The following is a 17049-nucleotide window of genomic DNA, read 5'->3' on the forward strand; positions in this document are numbered from 1 at the left end:
ACCGGCAGCCACAACGGGTGGGGCGGAGCGGTTCAGCGCAGCCCCAACGCGACGCCGAGCCGGTCGAGGAAGCGGCGGTCGGCGGGGGCCGGCGGCAGCGCCGGGGCACCGGTCGTCGCGACCCCGCACACCCGGGCCGCCACCGACTGCACCCACTGCCGGTACGCCGCCGAGTCGGCGGGATCCGCCCGCCGCCGCAGCACCCGGGTCGCGGCCCGGCAGGCGGCGAGCAGGTCCACCACGTCGGTGAGGCGGTCGACGGGTTCGCCCGCCCCGTCGTGCCGGGCGTAGATGGCGACGACCACCGCGCGTACGAGATCGCTGTCGAAGGCCCGGCCGGCGGCGACCGCGTCCAGGCCGGCGAGCCCGGCGGCGACGGTACGGCGGGGCCGCCCGGTGCCGGGCGCGGCGGCGGCCACGATCACGCGGCCGGGCAGGCTGGTCAGCAGATCCCACTCGGCGGCGGAGTAGACGGCGGTGGTCAGCGGTGCGGCGCGGCGGCCGGCAGAGGACGGCTCTCCGGCGACGGAGTGGCTCATGGGGACCTCCGGCGCCAGCATATGCCCCGGATCGGAAAAAGGGCCCCTACCACCCGGAACCCGGATGAGAAGGGGCCCGTCGGTCAGCGCGGCTCGGGGAAGCTGGGCCGTTCCGGGTCGACGCCCTCAGGCACCGCCGTCGCGGCGTACTCCTTCTTGGGGACCATCACCCGGCGGCGGAAGACGCAGACCAGGGTGCCGTCCTGGTTGTAGCCCCGGGTCTCCACGGAGACCACGCCCCGGTCGGGCTTGGAGGACGACTCGCGCTTGTCCAGCACGGTGGTCTCGCCGTAGATCGTGTCGCCGTGGAAGGTGGGCGCCACGTGCCGCAGGGACTCGACCTCGAGGTTGGCGATGGCCTTGCCGCTGACGTCGGGCACCGACATGCCCAGCAGCAGCGAGTAGATGTAGTTGCCGACCACCACGTTGCGCTTGAACTGGCTCGCCGTCTCGGCGTAGTGCGCGTCCATGTGCAGCGGGTGGTGGTTCATGGTGAGCAGGCAGAAGAGGTGGTCGTCGTACTCGGTGACCGTCTTGCCGGGCCAGTGGCGGTAGACCGCGCCGACCTCGAACTCCTCGTAGTAGCGGCCGAACTGCATCCTTGTCCCCTTCGACGGGCGGCGATGGAGTTCGGCACAGCATGCCTTATGGAGTGTTAAGGCGATGCGCGGGGCGCGTGGCGTGCGGAAATGTCACACCGCCGCAACCGGGGGGAGACGCAATGAGCGGCGGGGCCCTCCCCGGCACCCGCCGCCCACGCTCTGATGCAGAGGATTCTGCCGTACGACAAGGCACACCGAACAGAGACGGAGGTCACATTTACCTTTTCGTAACACTACTGTGCGTGCCCGACCGGCCGAGCCTCGGCGATCTCCGCACGCCGGATAGCCGCTTGTCAACCGCCTGATTGCTCATTCGCGCCGGCCAATCGTGTCGATCTCCATGGAAACGCTCCCATCACGTCCGGTCACGCAAATGCGTCGTGCACTTGCGTAACGCAACGACTGACGGGAACAACCACCGTCGATGGGAGCGCGGCCCGGGCAGCGCCGCGACGAGCACGTTTCGGCGGAGATGGGCCGGGAATTCCACGCGGTACGCCCTGGTTCCACCTGACGTAGCTATTCCGCGCCGATCGGAGACATTCATGGCAACCGTAGAGCTGACCACGGCAAACTTCGACGAGGTGACCGGCAGCGACGGCATCGTGCTCGTCGACTTCTGGGCCGAGTGGTGCGGCCCGTGCAAGCGGTTCGCCCCGGTCTACGAGCGCTCCTCCGAGAAGCACTCCGAGATCGTGTTCGGCAAGGTCGACACCGAGGCGCAGCAGGAGCTGGCCGCCAAGTTCGACATCCGGTCGATCCCGACCATCATGGCGATCCGCGACGGCGTCATCGTCTTCGCCCAGCCGGGCGCCCTGCCCGAGTCCGCCCTGGAGAACCTGATCGAGCAGGTCCAGGCCCTCGACATGGACGACGTACGCAAGAAGCTGGCCGGGCACAGCCACTGAGCCGCAGCGCCGCACGACGGCCGGGTCCCGAGGGACCCGGCCGTCGTCGTCTTCCCGCCGGCCGACGGGGACGGGGTCGCACTGGCCCTCCGGCCAGCGGTTCGTGGCCGGCGGAGGGAGCCGGGGCGGGCGGTACATCCCGTATCGTCACGACCCGATGGAAACCTTGACCACCCGCGGTCGCGCCGCCCGGCTCGCCGCCACCGCCCTCGGCCTGGCCGTCCTGCTGGCCGGCACCGTCTGGGGCACCGACGACCACTTCCCGTTCGGCCCGTTCCGGATGTACTCCACGTCCAACCCGCCGAACTCCCCCGCTCCGGACACCCGCGTCGAGGGCGTCGACAGCAGCGGAGCGGTCGTCGACCTAGGCGAGAGCGCCACGGGCATCCGCCGGGCTGAGATCGAGGGCCAGCAGAGCCGCTACGCCGCCGACCCCGCGCGGCTCGCCGAGGTCGCCGACGCGTACGCCGAACGCCACCCGGACGCGGCGGAGTTGGTCGAGGTCCGCATCGTCGTCCGCTGGCACGGCATCCGCGACGGGCGGCCCACCGGCCGCTGGACCGACGAGACCGTGGTCGCCTGGCGGGCGGACCGATGAGCCGCTGGTTGACCGAGGCCGTGCCGCGCGGGCGGGTGGCCGCCTTCCGCACGCTGATCTACCTCTTCGTCGCCGCCGACCTGGTCGTCTTCACCCCCTGGGTACGCACCCGGGTGGCGGTGCCCGGCGAGCTCTACCAGCCGCTGCTGGTCGGCCGCCTGCTGCCGCTGCCCACGCCGACCCCGGCGGTGGTCGCCGCGCTCTTCTGGGCCCTGCTGCTGCTCGCCCTGCTCGCCGCGACCGGCCGGGCGCCCCGGCTGCTCGGCTGGACGGTCTTCGCGCTCTACTTCGAGTGGATGATCGTCGCGATGAGCTACGGCAAGGTCGACCACGACCGGTTCGGCCTGCTCGTCGCGCTGGCCGTGCTGCCCACGGCGGGCCGCGCCCGGCACGGCGACGCCACCCGCACCGAGGCGGGCGGCTGGGCCCTGCGGGTCACCCAGATCGCCGTCATCTGCACGTACTTCCTGGCCGCCTGGGCCAAGCTGCGCTTCGGCGGGCTGGACTGGCTCACCGGCTCCGTGCTGGCCCGGGCCATCATCCGGCGCGGCACCGAGCTGGCCGACCTGATCGCCTCGGTGCCGTACCTGCTGATCGTCGCCCAGTTCGGCATCGTCGCGTTCGAGCTGCTCAGCCCGGTGGTCTTCCTGCTCAGGGAGCGCTGGCGCCTGGCCACGGTGGGCTTCTTCTACTCGTTCCACCTGGTCACCATGGCGACCATCACGATCTCGTTCGCCCCGCACCTCGCCGCGATGACCGCCTTCCTCCCGCTGGAGCGGGTCCGGCCGGTGGTCTGGGCCCGCCGACTGTTCAGCCGCCGGGGGCGCGACGCCGCGAGGCCCGCCGGTGCCGCGCCGGCACTCGCGGGTCAGGCGTCGGCGGCCGGGCGACCGGACGGCCCGTAGAGGCGTTCCCGCGCCTCCTGGGGCAGCGCACACGCGGCCGTGCCGCCGGGCAACCGGTGCCGGTTGCGGGCCACCCAGCGGTACGCGGGCCAGGCGGCGGCGCGTACCGGGGCGAACCGGAGGCCGGCGCCCGCGACCCGCCAGAGCGGACCACTGTCGCCGAGCAGCCGCGCGATCGCGTCCGGCCCGGCCGCGCGGGAGCCGTCCGCGCCCACCCACTGCACCGCCTCCTCGCACTCGGCCTCGCTCAGGCCCAGCGCGTCGAGGTCGGCGAACTGCCACGGCACCACGCGGGCGCCGGTCGGGATGCGCCGGTCGATGAACTCGGCGCACCGGGTGCAGAACGCGCAGTCCCCGTCGTAGACGAACGTCGACCTCTCCATGCCTCCATCCTCCACCCGCCGACCGCGCACGGTGCGGCAAGGTGGGCGGGGACACGGCGGGTCGCTTGCGCTGCGCTCGTACGCGTGTTCGAATGATGGCCATGCGCTGGGACAACCTCGCCGCTCCCCCGGACGAGGGGGTCCCGGGCCGGGCAGCGCCGGCGACACCACCCCTGCCGCTGGCGCTGCCCGGCGCCGTCGCCCGCACCTTCGACACGCCGGGCTTCGCCGGCATGACGTTCTACGAGGTGCAGGCCAAGTCGATCATCAACAAGGTGCCCGGCGCCTCCCGCGTCCCGTTCGAGTGGACGATCAACCCCTACCGGGGATGCAGTCATGCATGCAGATACTGCTTTGCGCGGAACACGCACACCTACCTCGACCTCGACGCCGGGGCGGACTTCGACCGGAAGGTCATCGTCAAGGTCAACGCCGGTGAGCTGGTCCGGCGGGAGCTGGCCGCGCCGCGCTGGCGGGGCGCGCCCGTCGCGATGGGCACCAACGTCGACTGCTACCAGCGGGCCGAGGGGCGCTACCAGCTCATGCCGCAGATCATCGCGGCGCTGCGCGACTTCGCGAACCCGTTCTCGATCCTCACCAAGGGCACGCTGATCCTGCGGGACCTGCCGCTGCTGCGCCAGGCCGCCGAGGTCACCCGGGTCCGCGTGTCGTACTCGGTGGGCTTCGTCGACGAGCACCTCTGGCGCGCGGTGGAGCCGGGCACCCCCAGCCCGAGGCGGCGGCTGGACGCCGTACGGGCGCTGGCCGACGCCGGCTTCGACGTCGGCGTACTGATGGCGCCGATCCTGCCCGGGCTCAGCGACGACGACGCGTCGATCGACGCGACCGTGGCGGCGATCGCCGCAGCCGGGGCGAGCAGCGTGACGCCGTTGGCGCTGCACTTGCGCCCGGGCGCCCGGGAGTGGTACGCGCGCTGGCTCGGCCGCGAGTTCCCGCACCTGGTCCCCCGCTACCGCGAGCTCTACCGCTCCGGCGCGTACGCTCCGCAGTCCTACCAGCGGGAGCTGACGGCCCGGGTGCGCATCGCGGCCCGCCGGCACGGGCTGCACCGGGGCGAGCGCGGCGACGACCGCCGCCCACCCGACCCGGCACCCGCACCGCCGCCCGCCGAGCAGCTCACTCTCCTGTAGACGGCCACCGATACGCTGCCGGCGTGCGGGAGACGATCGGTCGGGCACTGCGTCGGCAGCGCGTCGCGGTGGCGGTCGCGGTGGCCGTCGGCCTGCTCTGGGGGCTGGCGGCGGGGTTGGCGCGCACCAGCGGCCAGACCGCCCTGCTCATGCTGGTTCCGTTGGTCGCGCTGCTGTGGAGCCTGATGCGCGCCTTCGGCAAGCCTGGCGCCGCCGACCTGCGGGCGGACGAGCGGGAGCGCGCCTTCTTCGTCCCGCCGACGGGACGGATGAGCTACCGCTGGGTCCTGCTCGCCTTCCTCACCTACACGACGACGAACCAGCTCGCCTCGGACCGGGAGGACCTGTGGTGGTTCTACCCCGCCCTCGCCGGCCCGCTCGCCGTGCTCCTGGCCGTCCTCCTCTGGCGCCGGGTGCCGAGCGTCGCGCTGACCCCGGCCGGGATCGAGGCCAGCCATCCGCTGCAGCAGGTCCGGGTGCCGTGGGAGGCCCTGGACCCAGCGGTTCCGAGCCTTTCGTACCGGCGCTCCACCGTCCTGCGGCTGCCGGTACGGAGCCGGGACCAGGTCCGGCTCCGGGGGATCGGCTCGCGCCGCCACACCGTCGTCGAGACCGGTGAGCTGGACGTCGCACCGGACGTGCTGGCCTCGGCCATCCAGCACTACGCCGCGCATCCCGAGCACCGCGCGGCGATCGGCACGCCGCAGGAGTACGCCCGACTGCGCAGCGCGCTCGCGGGCGGGGGCTGAGCGGCGGGGTTAGAGTCGGCGGGTGCGCTCCGCTCAGCAGATCCTCGCCGACTCCGCCGTGATCGCCGTCGTGGGCGCGTCCCGCGACCCGCGCAAGGCCGCGCACAGCGTGCCGTTGCAGATGCAGCGGTACGGCTGGCGGATCATCCCGGTCAACCCGACGGCCGACGAACTCTTCGGTGAGCGGGTCTACCGGTCTCTGGCCGACATCCCGCACCCGGTCGACCTGGTCGACGTGTTCCGGCCCGCCGAGGACGCGGTCGACGTGGTACGCGAGGCGGTGGCGATCGGTGCCCCGGCGGTCTGGTTGCAGCTCGGCATCGTCTCGGCCGAGGCGCGGCGGATCGCCACGGAGGCGGGCGTCGACTACGTCGAGGACCGCTGCCTGATCGTCGAGCGCGCCGCCGCCGGCCTGACCCGACCGGGCTGAGCGGGCGTACGGCGAGCGGCGTCGGTGCCGTCGGACCGGCCCTGTCGAGCTGATGTCGTAAACGACTCACAGCCGCACGGCCGGGTGACGTCGTCGTGGGCGCCCACCTCCGCTGATGCGCGACACCCGCGTCCGCGCGGCCGCTGATGTCGTATCCGACTCAACTCGACAGGGGCCAGCGGGCGGCACCGGCAACGTGCCGGTGCCACCCGGGCGGCGGGGACGGGGCGGCCGTGCCGCCGGGGACGTCAGAGCTTGTACTGCTTGAGCAGGCCCCGGGAGATGATCGTCTTCTGGATCTCCGAGGTGCCCTCGCCGATGAGCAGGAACGGCGCCTCGCGCATCAGGCGCTCGATCTCGTATTCCTTCGAGTAGCCGTAGCCGCCGTGGATGCGGAACGCCTCCTGGACGACCTCGGCGCAGTACTCCGAGGCGAGCAGCTTGGCCATGCCGGCCTCGACGTCGTTGCGCTGGCCGGCGTCCTTGAGCCGGGCGGCGTTGACCATCAGCGCGTGCGCGGCCTCGATCTTCGTGCCCATCTCGGCGAGCTTGAAGGCGACGGCCTGGTGCTTCGCGAGGGGCTGGCCGAAGGTGTGGCGCTGCTGGGCGTACGCGACGGCCAGCTCGAAGGCGCGGATGGAGATGCCGCAGGCGCGGGCGGCCACGTTGACGCGGCCGACCTCGATGCCGTCCATCATCTGGTAGAAGCCGCGGCCGACCATCTCCGCGCCGCCGAGGACGGCGGACTCGTCGACGGTCACGCCGTCGAGCACCATCTCGGTGGTCTCGACGCCCTTGTAGCCCATCTTGTCGATCTTGCCGGGGATGGTCAGGCCGGGGGCGGTCTCGCCGAAGCCGGGCTCCTTCTCCAGCAGGAAGGTGCTCATGTTGCCGTAGACGGAGTCGGCACCGGTGTCGGTCTTGACCAGGGTCGCCACCACCGACGAGTACGCCCCGTTGGTCAGCCACATCTTCTGGCCGTTGATCACGTATCGGTCGCCGTCGCGGACGGCCTTCGACTTGATCGCGGAGACGTCGGAGCCGCACTCCGGCTCGGACATGGAGAAGGCGCCGCGCACCTCGCCGGTGGCCATCCTCGGCAGCAGCCGGGCCTTCTGCTCGGCGGAGCCGTGCTGGGAGATCAGGTAGGCGACGATGAAGTGGGTGTTGACGATGCCGGAGATCGACATCCAGCCCCGCGACAGCTCCTCGACCACCAGCGCGTAGGTCAGCAGGGACTCGCCGAGCCCGCCGTACTCCTCGTCGATGGTGAGGCCGAAGAGGCCCATCTCGCGCATCCCGTCGAGGATGTCGCTCGGGTACTCGTCGGCGTGCTCGAGCCGCTGCGCGTGCGGAATGATCTCCTTGTCGGCGAACTCCCGGACGGTTTCCAGGATCGACCGCTGCACATCGGTCAGGCCGGGCGTCTGGGCGAGTCTGGCCATCTCAGCCTCCGGGGGTCGGCGCCTTACTCATGGGTAACTGAACGCTCCGTCAGTATTGGCCGCACGGCCGTCGAGGCCAAGGTGACCAGTCCACACAACCGCTGTGAAAAGGTTCACCGCTGCCGGTAGCGTCCGGCAAGAGGGGACGCGATCCGCCACCGGCAGGAGGAGACCGTGAGCCAGCCACCGTCGTCGGGCCCGCCCGATCCGGACCGGTCGTCGTCGCCCTGGGAGCCCCCGCCGGGGCACGACCCGTCACGGTACGAGCCGCCGCCCGCCCCCGAACCGCCGTCGTACGGCCCACCCGCTCACGAGCAGCCCGGCTACGAGGAACGCGGTTACGAGCAGCCCGCGTACGGGCAGCCCAGCTACGAGCGGCCCGGCGAGCCGCCGCAGGGGCAGCAGTGGGGGCACCAGCCCCCGTACACCCCGCAGGTGCCCTACGGGCAGTACGGCCCGCCGTCCGGTCCCCGGCCCGGCGGGACGAACGTGCTGGCCATCCTCTCGCTGGTCTTCGCGTTCGTCTTCTCCCCGGCGGGCATCGTCCTCGGCCACCTGGCCAAGCGGCAGATCCGCACGTCGGGCGAGGAGGGCGACCAGCTCGCCACGTGGGGACTCATCCTCAGCTACGTCATCACGGGGCTCGGGCTGCTGGCCTGCTGCGGCTGGATCGTGCTGATCGCCGTCGCCGGCAACAGCGGCCCCAACTACTGAGGCCGCGCAATCAGCGGAACTGGGCCTCCCGGACGCTGTTGCCGCCGTCCACCACCAGCATCTGTCCGGTGATGTACGAGGCGGCCGGCGAGCAGAGGAAGGCGATCGCCGCGGCCACCTCGTCCGGGGTGCCGGGGCGGCCGACCGGGGTGCCGAGGCCCTGCCTGATCTCCGCCACGGTGGAGGCGGCGGTGTGGATGGTGCCCGGCGCGACCGCGTTGACGGTCACCCCGTCGGCGATCATCTCCATTGCCAGCGCCCGGGTCAGCCCGACCACGCCCGCCTTGGCCGCCGCGTAGGCCGCCTCGGTGGGCAGGGCATTGACCGGCCCGGCGGTCGCGGCCAGGTTGACGATCCGGCCCCAGCCCCGCTCCGCCATGCCGCCGATGAAGGCCCGGCTGCACAGGAACGCGGTGGTGAGGTTGCGGTCGATCTCGCCGTGCCACTCGTCGTAGCTGAGCTGGGCGACCGGGCGCAGCACCTCGGGGCTGGCCCGGCTGGCCAGGCCGGCGTTGTTGACGAGCACCTCGACGTCGCCGAGCTGCTCGGTGACCGCGTCGGCGAGCGCGCCCACCTCCGACTCGTCGGTGAGGTCGGCGACGAAGCCGGTGACGCCCAGCTCGCCGGCCCGCTCGTGGATGCGTCGGGTGGTGGAGACGATGGCCACCCGGGCGCCGAGGTCGGCCAGCCGCCGCGCCGTCGCGTACCCGATGCCGTCCGGGCTGCCCGCCCCGGTGACCAGGGCGACCTTCCCGTCGAGCCGCATGGTCACCGGGTCCGGCAGGGCCGCGGGTTCGTCGGTGCCGGCAGCGCCCGGCGGGGCGGCGGCGCGGGTGCGCCGGGCCAGGCCGGGTCGGCTCGCGTCCCGTCTCGGTCGGCTGCCGGAGCGGTCCGCGGCTCGCGCGTCAATCACCATGCCGAGATCCTGCCCGCTGGAGGGAGCGCGGGCAACGCGGCACACCCGGCGGCGACGCCCCGGCGTCTGGGCAGGGCTGACTACCCTGACGGACGCACCCCGCACCCAACGGAGCAGACGAATGACATATCCCCCGCCCTCCGGCGGCTGGAACGACCCGGCGTGGTCGGGCCAGCAGTCGAGCCCGCCCGCCGACCCCGCCCGCCCGGTGAGCGGCAATCCCGTCCCCACCCAACCCACCGGCAGTGACCCGTACGCCGCGGACCCGTACGCGGGCGGCGACCCGTACGCCGGGATGATGCACGCCTCCGGGCAGCCCGGACCCGCCGCCTACCCGCCGGCGTACCCGAACTACGGCTACGCCCCCGCGATGAGGACCAACGGCCTCGCCATCGCCGCCCTGGTGCTCGCCCTGGTCGGCATCGGCTCCTGCGTCACCGCGCCGATCGGCGCGATCCTCGGCCATGTCGCGCAGAAGCAGATCCGGGAGACCGGCGAGGGCGGCGAGGGCATGGCGAAGGCCGGCATCATCGTCGGCTGGATCGTCACCGGCCTGTACCTGCTGGTGGTCCTCTTCTACGTGGCGATCATCGTCTTCGCGATCAGCCAGGCCGACACCAGCAGCACCGGCTACTGAACCGACGGTGCCGCCCCGGCGTGGACCGGGGCGGCACGGATCGTCGGAAGGGCGGACCTACTCCGCCGGCGGGGTGAAGGACGAGGTGCGGGTCATGCCCGCGGCCCGGCCCTTCGCCGCCACCACGAGGGCCATCTTGCGGGACGCCTCGTCGATCATCTCGTCGCCGAGCATCACCGCGCCGAGCCGGCCGCCCGCCTCCGAGGTGTAGTGCTCGTACGCGTCGAGGATCAGCTCGGCGTGGTCGTAGTCGGCCTGGGCCGGCGAGTAGACCTCGTTCGCGGCGTCGATCTGACCCGGGTGCAGCACCCACTTGCCGTCGAAGCCGAGCGCCGCCGAGCGCTTGGCCACCTCGCGGAACCCGTCCACGTCGCGGATCTGGAGGAACGGGCCGTCGATGGCCTGCTTGTCGTGCATCCGGGCCGCCATCAGGATGCGCATGAGGATGTAGTGGTAGGGGTCGCCCGGGTAGTCCGGAATGAGCGCGCCGACCACCAGCGACTTCATGTTGATCGAGGCCATGAAGTCGGCCGGGCCGAAGATGATGGTCTCGACCCGCGGCGAGGCGGCCGCGATGGCGTCGATGTTGACCAGGCCGGCCGCGTTCTCGATCTGCGCCTCGATGCCGATCCGGCCGACCTCCAGGCCGAGCGTCCGCTCCAACTGGGTCAGCGTCATGTCGAGCCACTGCACCTGGGCCGCGTTCTGCACCTTCGGCAGCATGATGCAGTCGAGGTTGGCGCCGGCGCCCTCCACCACGTCGATGACGTCGCGGTAGGTCCACGGGGTGGTGAGGTCGTTGACCCGTACGACGCGGGTCTTGCCCGACCAGTCGCCCTCGTTCAGGGCCGCGACGATGTTCTTGCGGGCGTCGGGCTTGGCGAGCGGGGCGACCGCGTCCTCCAGGTCGAGGAAGACCTGGTCGGCGGGGAGCCCCTGGGCCTTGCCGAGCATCTTGACGCTGGAGCCGGGTACCGCGAGGCAGGACCGGCGGGGGCGACCGACTGCGGCCATGGATGCGCTCCTTCCAGCGTGCGGAGGGCACGCCGACGTCACGTGGCGGAAATGCGAGGGCCGGACGATGCCGAGGGCCTTTGTGACGCCACGGTAACCTCGTGCCGTGACCGGGGTGAATGGACCTGTGGAAGATCTCACTGGGCGTCGACTCGTGGTGGTGACCGGGGCCAGTTCCGGTATCGGCCTGGCGGCCGCCGTCGACCTGGCGCGCCGCGGTGACCAGGTGGTACTCGTCGGCCGGGACCCGGCCCGGCTCCAGGCCGCGGCGGAACAGGTGCGGGAGGCGTCCGGCGAACGACCGGAGCTGTTCCGCGCCGATTTCGCGGTCCTCGACGACGTCCGCGGGCTGGCTGCCAGGCTGCGCGGGGCGTACGACCGGATCGACGTGCTCGCCAACAACGCCGGGGCCATCGCCCTCCAGCCCCTCACCACCGTCGACGGCTTCGAGCTGTCGATCCAGGCCAACCACCTGGCCCCCTTCCTGCTCAGCAACCTGCTGCGGGACCGGATCGGCCGGATGGTGGTCACCGCCTCCGGCGCGCACCGCAGCGGCGTGCTCGACCCGGCCGACCTGAACGCCCCGCTGCGCCGCTACCGGCCGATGCAGGCGTACGGCACCAGCAAGCAGGCGAACATCCTCTTCACGGCCGAGGCGGCCCGACGCTGGCCGGAGATCCCCGCGTACTCCTTCCACCCGGGGGTGGTGCGCAGCCGGTTCGGCAACGACAGCCGGCTGGTCGCCCTCGGCATGCGGTTCCTGCCGTTCCGCAGCCCGGAGAAGGGCGCGGAGACGCTGGTCTGGCTGGCCAACCAGGCCCCGGAGCGGCTCATCACGGGCGGCTACTACCTCGACCGGCGGCTGCGCCGGCCGCTGCCCAGGGCGGCCGACCCGCAGCTGGCCGCCCGGCTCTGGGCGGCCAGCGCCGAGGCGGTCGGCCTCGCCGGATGACGGTGTCGCCGGCCGCCTGGACGCTGCCATACTCCGCCGCATGACGACGGGGAACGACATCGGCGGGCCCGGGGGCGGTGGCGACATCCTGCGGGTGCTCGGCGAGGACGGGGAACTCCGGGCACGGCTCGACGCCGAGCTGACCGCCTTCAACAACCGGGCGACCGGCGCGGACGACGAGGCCGGCCTCTGCGTCCGGGTCGACGACGCCGACGGCGGGCTGGTCGCCGGCCTGACCGGGTGGACCTGGGGCGGCTGCGCCGGGATCGACATGGTGTGGGTGCGCGAGGACCGCCGTGGCGAGGGCTGGGGTGGCCGGCTGCTGCGCGCCGCCGAGGAGGAGGCCCGCCGGCGCGGCTGCACGGAGGTCTCGGTGGCCTCGTTCTCGTTCCAGGCGCCGGAGTTCTACCGCCGGCACGGCTACCTGGACACGGGTCGCCGGGAGGGCATCCCCGGGGGCCACGTCGACCACCACTTCTTCAAGTCGCTGGTCACCGACCCGGCCGCCGCCGTGCGCCTGGTGGCGCTGGTGGAGCTGGCCGCCGACGCGGTGGAGGCCGGCCGGCGGTACGAGGACACGGTGCTGGGCCTGCTCGGGCGGCACGGCGGCCGGCTGGAGCGCCGGCTGCGCACCGGCGACGGGCGTACGGAGGTGCACCTGATCCGGTTCGACACCCGCGACGGGTACGCCGGCTTCCTCGCCGACCCGCAGCGGGTGGCGCTCCGCGGTGAGCTGGGCGGGGCCGCCCCGACCGCCCGGGTGCTGGAGGTCCACGAGGTCTGAACCGGCGCGGGGGCGGCCCGGCCCGCTCCGCTCGACGGGCATGTTCACTGTGGACGGTCTGATACGGTGCATCGCAGTGATCAACGCCGATTAGTGAGGGGAGCTCCCGCATGACCGAGCAGATCGAGGCCTTCGAGCCGGTGGCGTCCGACGACTACGACCAGGAACTGACGTGCCTGGAGCCTCCGGTCGAGGCCTGACCGGCCGAAGCCTGAGCAGCCATGCGTGTCCGTGTGTCGCGGCTGGTCGTCTTCCTGTGGCGTGACGGCCAACTGGTCTGCGACGACCCGCTGCGGCACCGGCAGTTCGCGTTGACTGTCGAGGCGGAGAGGCTGCTGCGCGACTACGCCGACTGGGCCGAGCTCGACGGCCGGCTCGCGCAGCAGCTCCTCGACGCCCACGTCCTCGTCGCCGAGGGTTCGCCGGAACACGCCCGGGAGGAACGCCTCGGCGCCTGGCGCGACCTGGGGCCGGCGGCCACCTACTACCACCTGGCCAGCCGTACGCTCGGCAGCGACGTCTTCCGCTCGGCGGCGCAGGACGCGGCGGTGCTGCGCGCCAAGAGCAACCAGCCGGAGCCGGTCAAGGAGCACGACGGTCCCCGGATCGCCCTGCCCCCCACCGACCCGCCCCCGGTCGACTTCACCACGGTCCTCGCGGCCCGGCGGTCGACCCGATGGTTCGACCCGGACAACCCGGTGCCGCTGCCGGCGTTCGCCGCCCTGCTGCGCTGGACGGCCGGGATCCGCCGCGAGGTGGACGTCTCCGGAGTCGGCACGGCACTGCTCAAGACCGCCCCCTCCGGCGGGGCCCGCCACCCGGTCGAGGTCTACCCGGTGGTCCGCGACGTGGAAGGGCTGGAGCCCGGGATCTACCACTACGCGGTGCGCCGCCACGAGCTGGTGCGGCTCGCGCCCGCGCCCGGCGAGGACCGGCTGCGCGAGTGGTGCGGCGGGCAGCCGCACGCCGCCCAGGCCGGCTTCCTGCTGATGTACGCGGCGGTGCTCGACCGCACCGTGTGGAAGTACCCGGCGGCCCGCGCCTACCGCGCGCTCCTGCTCGACGTCGGTCACCTGAGCCAGACCGTCTACCTCACCGCGACCGCGCTCGGTCTCGGGACGTTCTTCACCGCCGCCACCCGCGACGCCCCCGTCGAGGACGCCCTCGGCCTGTCCTGGCCGGACGAGGTCTTCCTCGGCGTCTCCGGCGTCGGCGTGCCGCACCCCGCCGAGCGGGACCGCCAGGCGGCGATGCTCGCGGGCGGCGACGCGGCGTTCTCCTTCCCCCCGGACGCCTGGCACGGACGCGGCGAATGACCCCGACGGTGACCGTCGACCTGGCCCGGCTGGACGCGAACATCGCGCGCTGCACCGGGCGCGCGGCCGAGGCCGGGGTGGCCCTACGGGCACACGTCAAGGGGCACCGGAGCCCCGAGATCGCCGCCCGGCAGGTGGCCGCCGGCGCGGTGGGCGTCGCCGTCCACTCGGCCGCCGAGGCCGAGGCCTACGTCGCGGTGGGCGTGACGGACGTGACGGTGGCGTGGCCGTGGCGCGACGCGTGGCGGTGGAGCAGGTTCGCCCGGCTCGCGCGGCACTGCGCGGTGACGGTGCACGTGGACCACCCCGACGCGGTGGCCGGGCTCGGCGCGGCGGCCGAGGCCCACGGCGTCGAACTCGGCGTACGGATCGAGGTCGACACGGGCCTGCACCGCGTCGGCGTCGACCCCGACGCGGCCGGGGAGCTGGCCGCCACGATCGCCAGGACCGGCGGGCTGCGCCTGTCGGGCGTGACCGGCTACGTGGGGATCACCGGCCCCGACGACGCCCGCGACCGGGTCGGGCTGGGCCGTAGCCGGGCACGCCTGCTGGTGTCCGTCGCGGAGCGGATCCGCGCGACCGGGACGCCCTGCCCGCAGGTGAGCGTCGGGGGCACCCCGACCCTCGCCGGGGCGCTGGACGTCGCCGGCGTGACCGAGGTGTGCGCCGGCGCGTACGCGCTGCTCGACGGCGGGCTGGCCCGGCTGGGCGAGTGCGACCCGGGGGCGGTCGCGATCGCCGTCACCACGACCGTCACCGGCACCGACGGGCAGGGGCTGCGCACCGACGCCGACGAGCTGCTCGCGGGCGCCGACCAGACCTGGATGAGCGGTGTCGTGCTGACCGCCCCCGACGGCGCGCCGGTCCGCCCGGAGTCGGTGTCGGTGGGCGACGAGCTGCGGGTGCTGCCCGGGCACGTGTGCCCGGTGGTGGCCCGCCGACCGCTGCTGCACGTGCTCGACGCCGGCGAGCCGGTGGCCCGATGGCAGGCACTGGTGCTCCCGGACCGGGCATGACCCGGGCGGTCGCGCCCCTGGACCGTCCGGCCGACCCGCTGCGCGAGCGCCGGTTCGTCCTGTTCGCCACGGCCAGGACGATCTCCGTCTTCGGCAACGCGGTCGGCCCGCTCGCGCTGACCTTCGCCGTGCTGGACCTTCCCGGCTCCTCGCCCCCGGCGCTGTCGCTCGTGCTCGCCGCGATCTCGGTCCCCCGGATCGCGCTGATGCTGCTCGGCGGCGTCATCGGCGACCGGCTGCCCCGGCACCGCGTACTCGTGGCGGCGGAGCTGATGTGCGGCAGCGCGTACGGCGCAATGACGCTCCTCGTGCTGACCGGACGGGCGGGCGTCGCCGCCCTCGCCGTCTGCGCGGCCGTCGCCGGCACCGCCTCCGCGCTGCTGCTGCCGTCGCTGAACGGGCTGACCGCCGAGCTGGTCGCGCCGCAGGCGCGGCAGCGTGGCAACGCCCTGCTGCGGCTGGGTACGAACACCGCCACGGTGGCGGGCTTCGCCGCGGGCGGCGCGCTGATCACCTGGCTCGGGCCGGGCTGGGCGCTGGCCCTCGACGCCGCCACGTTCGCCGTCGCCGCCGGGCTTCTCGCGCGGCTGCGCCTCGCCGGGACGGCCCGGACGGCCCGGCGGAACCTGCCGGCCGAGCTGCGCGACGGCTGGCGGGAGTTCGTCCGGCGGCGCTGGCTGTGGCAGATCGTGCTCGCCGCAGCCGTGATCAACGCCGCCGTCGGGGTCACCTTCGGGCTCGCGGGGCCGCTGCTCGCCAGGGCGCACCTGGGCGGCGCGGGCGCCTCGTCCGGCGTCCTCGCCGGGTACGCGGTGGGCATGTTCGCCGGCGTGCTCGTGGCGATGCGGATCAGGACGACCCGCCCCCTGCGCACGGCCGTACTCGCCGTGTCGATGCTGGGGCTGCCGGCGCTGCTGCTCGGCTCCGGCGCCGCCCTGCCGTTCGTGATCCTCGCCGCCGTGCTGGCCGGGGTGGCCTTCGACGTCTTCGGGGTGCTGTGGGAGACGACCGTCCAGTCCGAGGTGCCGACGGAGGCGATGTCCCGCGTGAGCGCGTACGAGTGGCTGGGGGCGGTGGGGCTGGGACCGCCCGTCATGATCGCCGCCGGCTTCGTCGTACCCGGGATCGGCGTGCGGACCACCCTGCTCGGCCTGGCCGCGGTGATCGCCGTCGCCGCGCTCGTCCCGTTGGCCAGCTCCTCCGTCCGGCACTACGAAAGGCAACCCGATGGCCGAGTACGTTGACGCCTTCGTCACGGCGTATGACCGCTTCTGGGCGCCGTACCCGCAGCGGATGGGCGACGCGTGGCTGCGGCTGCACGGGCACGTGGCACCCGGAGCCGAGCGGAGCCTGCTCGACGTCGGCTGCGGCACCGGCATCGTGGCCGCCCGGTTCGCCTCCGTGGGCTACCGGGTCGTCGGGGTCGACGTCTCCGAGGCGATGGTCGCCCGCGCCCGCGTACGGCTGGCCGGCACCGACGCGGTGCTGATCGCCGCGGACGCCGCGGACTTCGAGGTGCCGGTCCCCTGCGCGTTCGCGGTCTCCACGTACGACGTCCTCAACCACGTCGGCGGGATCGACCGGGTCCGCGCCTACCTGCGCTGCGTGCACCGGGCGGTCGCGCCGGGCGGCTGGTTCGGCTTCGACATGTCCACGGTCAAGGGCCTCCTCGCCGAGGTGCCGCCCGTCAGCCGACAGGACGGGACCGTCTCGGTCGAGGTCGCGCGGGGCCCGCTCGACGGCGACCGCCGTCCGCTGCACGTCACCGGTGAGCTGCGTGCCGACGACGGCCACGCGACCCCGTTTTCCACGACGATCACCAACACCGCCCATCCGGTCGCCGACGTGCTCTCCGCCCTGGCGGAGGCCGGCTGGGAGACGAGTCACGTCGCGGCCGTCGACGACCTGCTCACCCCCGTACCGGACCCGGAGGCGCTGCCCCGGGTCGCCGTGCTCGCCCGCCGCCCCTGACGGCGGGCCGGTCAGGCTG

At 73.5% G+C, this 17049-nt stretch carries 20 protein-coding genes; 14 read left to right on the forward strand and 6 right to left on the reverse strand.

The features are described from left to right. Window positions 1-32: 32 nt before the first annotated feature. Together ACTMS2_RS06215 and ACTMS2_RS06220 are read right to left on the reverse strand one after the other, a co-directional pair. Window positions 33-560 carry a hypothetical protein gene (locus ACTMS2_RS06215; protein WP_441174510.1) on the reverse strand — a complete coding sequence of 176 codons (528 nt, stop codon included), beginning with the start codon at window positions 558-560 and terminating at the stop codon, window positions 33-35. A 62-nt stretch (window positions 561-622) separates the two neighbouring features. Further along, window positions 623-1138 carry a MaoC family dehydratase gene (locus ACTMS2_RS06220; protein ID WP_089002140.1) on the reverse strand — a complete coding sequence of 172 codons (516 nt, stop codon included), beginning with the start codon at window positions 1136-1138 and terminating at the stop codon, window positions 623-625. Window positions 1139-1686: 548 nt separating this feature from the next. On the opposite strand from ACTMS2_RS06220, the gene trxA reads away from it, so the two are divergent. The 3 genes from trxA to ACTMS2_RS06235 all read left to right on the forward strand — a co-directional run bounded on the left by trxA (window position 1687) and on the right by ACTMS2_RS06235 (window position 3552). Beyond that, window positions 1687-2049 (forward strand): thioredoxin, encoded by a 363-nt coding sequence (gene trxA / locus ACTMS2_RS06225; RefSeq protein WP_350822089.1) that lies wholly within the window; start codon window positions 1687-1689, stop codon window positions 2047-2049. 157 nt (window positions 2050-2206) lie between these two features. Next, window positions 2207-2647 carry a hypothetical protein gene (locus ACTMS2_RS06230; protein WP_089002142.1) on the forward strand — a complete coding sequence of 147 codons (441 nt, stop codon included), beginning with the start codon at window positions 2207-2209 and terminating at the stop codon, window positions 2645-2647. After that, complete coding sequence (locus ACTMS2_RS06235) at window positions 2644-3552, forward strand: HTTM domain-containing protein (protein WP_441174511.1); 909 nt, start codon at window positions 2644-2646, stop codon at window positions 3550-3552. Before ACTMS2_RS06230 ends, ACTMS2_RS06235 begins: the two co-directional genes overlap by 4 nt. Here ACTMS2_RS06235 and ACTMS2_RS06240 read toward each other — a convergent pair. Continuing rightward, window positions 3516-3935 (reverse strand): thiol-disulfide oxidoreductase DCC family protein, encoded by a 420-nt coding sequence (locus ACTMS2_RS06240; protein ID WP_441174512.1) that lies wholly within the window; start codon window positions 3933-3935, stop codon window positions 3516-3518. The two genes, ACTMS2_RS06235 and ACTMS2_RS06240, sit on opposite strands and share 37 nt — an antisense overlap. A 101-nt stretch (window positions 3936-4036) precedes the next feature. Here ACTMS2_RS06240 and ACTMS2_RS06245 point away from each other — a divergent pair, with 101 nt between their 5' ends. The 3 genes from ACTMS2_RS06245 to ACTMS2_RS06255 are packed head-to-tail and all read left to right on the forward strand — an operon-like array spanning window position 4037 to window position 6265. Then, the gene (locus ACTMS2_RS06245; protein WP_441174513.1) at window positions 4037-5086 is read left to right on the forward strand and encodes an Rv2578c family radical SAM protein; all 1050 of its coding nucleotides are present in this window, start codon (window positions 4037-4039) and stop codon (window positions 5084-5086) included. 23 nt (window positions 5087-5109) lie between these two features. Further along, window positions 5110-5835, forward strand: a complete 726-nt coding sequence (locus tag ACTMS2_RS06250; RefSeq protein WP_441174515.1) for a hypothetical protein — start codon at window positions 5110-5112, stop codon at window positions 5833-5835. A gap of 22 nt (window positions 5836-5857) precedes the next feature. Then, window positions 5858-6265, forward strand: coding sequence for a CoA-binding protein (locus tag ACTMS2_RS06255; RefSeq protein ID WP_441174516.1), 408 nt, complete (start codon window positions 5858-5860; stop codon window positions 6263-6265). A 248-nt stretch (window positions 6266-6513) separates the two neighbouring features. Here the strand turns inward: ACTMS2_RS06255 and ACTMS2_RS06260 are convergent, their stop codons facing one another. Next, entirely contained in the window at window positions 6514-7710 is a 1197-nt protein-coding gene (locus ACTMS2_RS06260) for an acyl-CoA dehydrogenase family protein (protein WP_363893248.1), read from the reverse strand. A 174-nt stretch (window positions 7711-7884) separates the two neighbouring features. Between ACTMS2_RS06260 and ACTMS2_RS06265 the strand changes: the two genes are divergently transcribed. Then, window positions 7885-8424 (forward strand): DUF4190 domain-containing protein, encoded by a 540-nt coding sequence (locus ACTMS2_RS06265; RefSeq protein WP_441174517.1) that lies wholly within the window; start codon window positions 7885-7887, stop codon window positions 8422-8424. A 10-nt stretch (window positions 8425-8434) separates the two neighbouring features. Here ACTMS2_RS06265 and ACTMS2_RS06270 read toward each other — a convergent pair whose 3' ends face one another. Then, on the reverse strand, window positions 8435-9340 hold the full coding sequence (locus ACTMS2_RS06270) for an SDR family NAD(P)-dependent oxidoreductase (protein ID WP_363620515.1): 906 nt from the start codon (window positions 9338-9340) through the stop codon (window positions 8435-8437). Window positions 9341-9461: 121 nt separating this feature from the next. Here ACTMS2_RS06270 and ACTMS2_RS06275 point away from each other — a divergent pair, with 121 nt between their 5' ends. Beyond that, window positions 9462-9977, forward strand: coding sequence for a DUF4190 domain-containing protein (locus ACTMS2_RS06275; RefSeq protein ID WP_441174518.1), 516 nt, complete (start codon window positions 9462-9464; stop codon window positions 9975-9977). 57 nt (window positions 9978-10034) lie between these two features. Here the strand turns inward: ACTMS2_RS06275 and ACTMS2_RS06280 are convergent, their stop codons facing one another. Beyond that, the gene (locus ACTMS2_RS06280) at window positions 10035-10991 is read right to left on the reverse strand and encodes an HpcH/HpaI aldolase/citrate lyase family protein (protein WP_089002151.1); all 957 of its coding nucleotides are present in this window, start codon (window positions 10989-10991) and stop codon (window positions 10035-10037) included. Between the two features lie 127 nt (window positions 10992-11118). Between ACTMS2_RS06280 and ACTMS2_RS06285 the strand changes: the two genes are divergently transcribed. The 6 genes from ACTMS2_RS06285 (at window position 11119) to ACTMS2_RS06310 (ending at window position 17030) form a co-directional block, all read left to right on the forward strand. Beyond that, a complete protein-coding gene (locus ACTMS2_RS06285) occupies window positions 11119-11943 on the forward strand; it encodes an SDR family NAD(P)-dependent oxidoreductase (RefSeq protein ID WP_441174519.1) in 825 nt (274 codons plus the stop codon). Between the two features lie 40 nt (window positions 11944-11983). Then, window positions 11984-12727, forward strand: a complete 744-nt coding sequence (locus ACTMS2_RS06290; protein WP_441174520.1) for a GNAT family N-acetyltransferase — start codon at window positions 11984-11986, stop codon at window positions 12725-12727. 221 nt (window positions 12728-12948) lie between these two features. Beyond that, entirely contained in the window at window positions 12949-14043 is a 1095-nt protein-coding gene (locus tag ACTMS2_RS06295; protein WP_441174521.1) for a SagB/ThcOx family dehydrogenase, read from the forward strand. Beyond that, a complete protein-coding gene (locus ACTMS2_RS06300; RefSeq protein ID WP_441174522.1) occupies window positions 14040-15059 on the forward strand; it encodes an alanine racemase in 1020 nt (339 codons plus the stop codon). The genes ACTMS2_RS06295 and ACTMS2_RS06300 overlap by 4 nt, the downstream gene beginning before the upstream one ends. Continuing rightward, entirely contained in the window at window positions 15056-16303 is a 1248-nt protein-coding gene (locus ACTMS2_RS06305; protein WP_441174523.1) for an MFS transporter, read from the forward strand. Before ACTMS2_RS06300 ends, ACTMS2_RS06305 begins: the two co-directional genes overlap by 4 nt. Beyond that, a complete protein-coding gene (locus ACTMS2_RS06310; protein WP_441174524.1) occupies window positions 16287-17030 on the forward strand; it encodes a class I SAM-dependent DNA methyltransferase in 744 nt (247 codons plus the stop codon). Before ACTMS2_RS06305 ends, ACTMS2_RS06310 begins: the two co-directional genes overlap by 17 nt. Window positions 17031-17049 lie beyond the last annotated feature (19 nt).

The organism is Micromonospora sp. SD12 (assembly GCF_052068495.1).
GTDB lineage: Bacteria > Actinomycetota > Actinomycetes > Mycobacteriales > Micromonosporaceae > Micromonospora > Micromonospora echinofusca.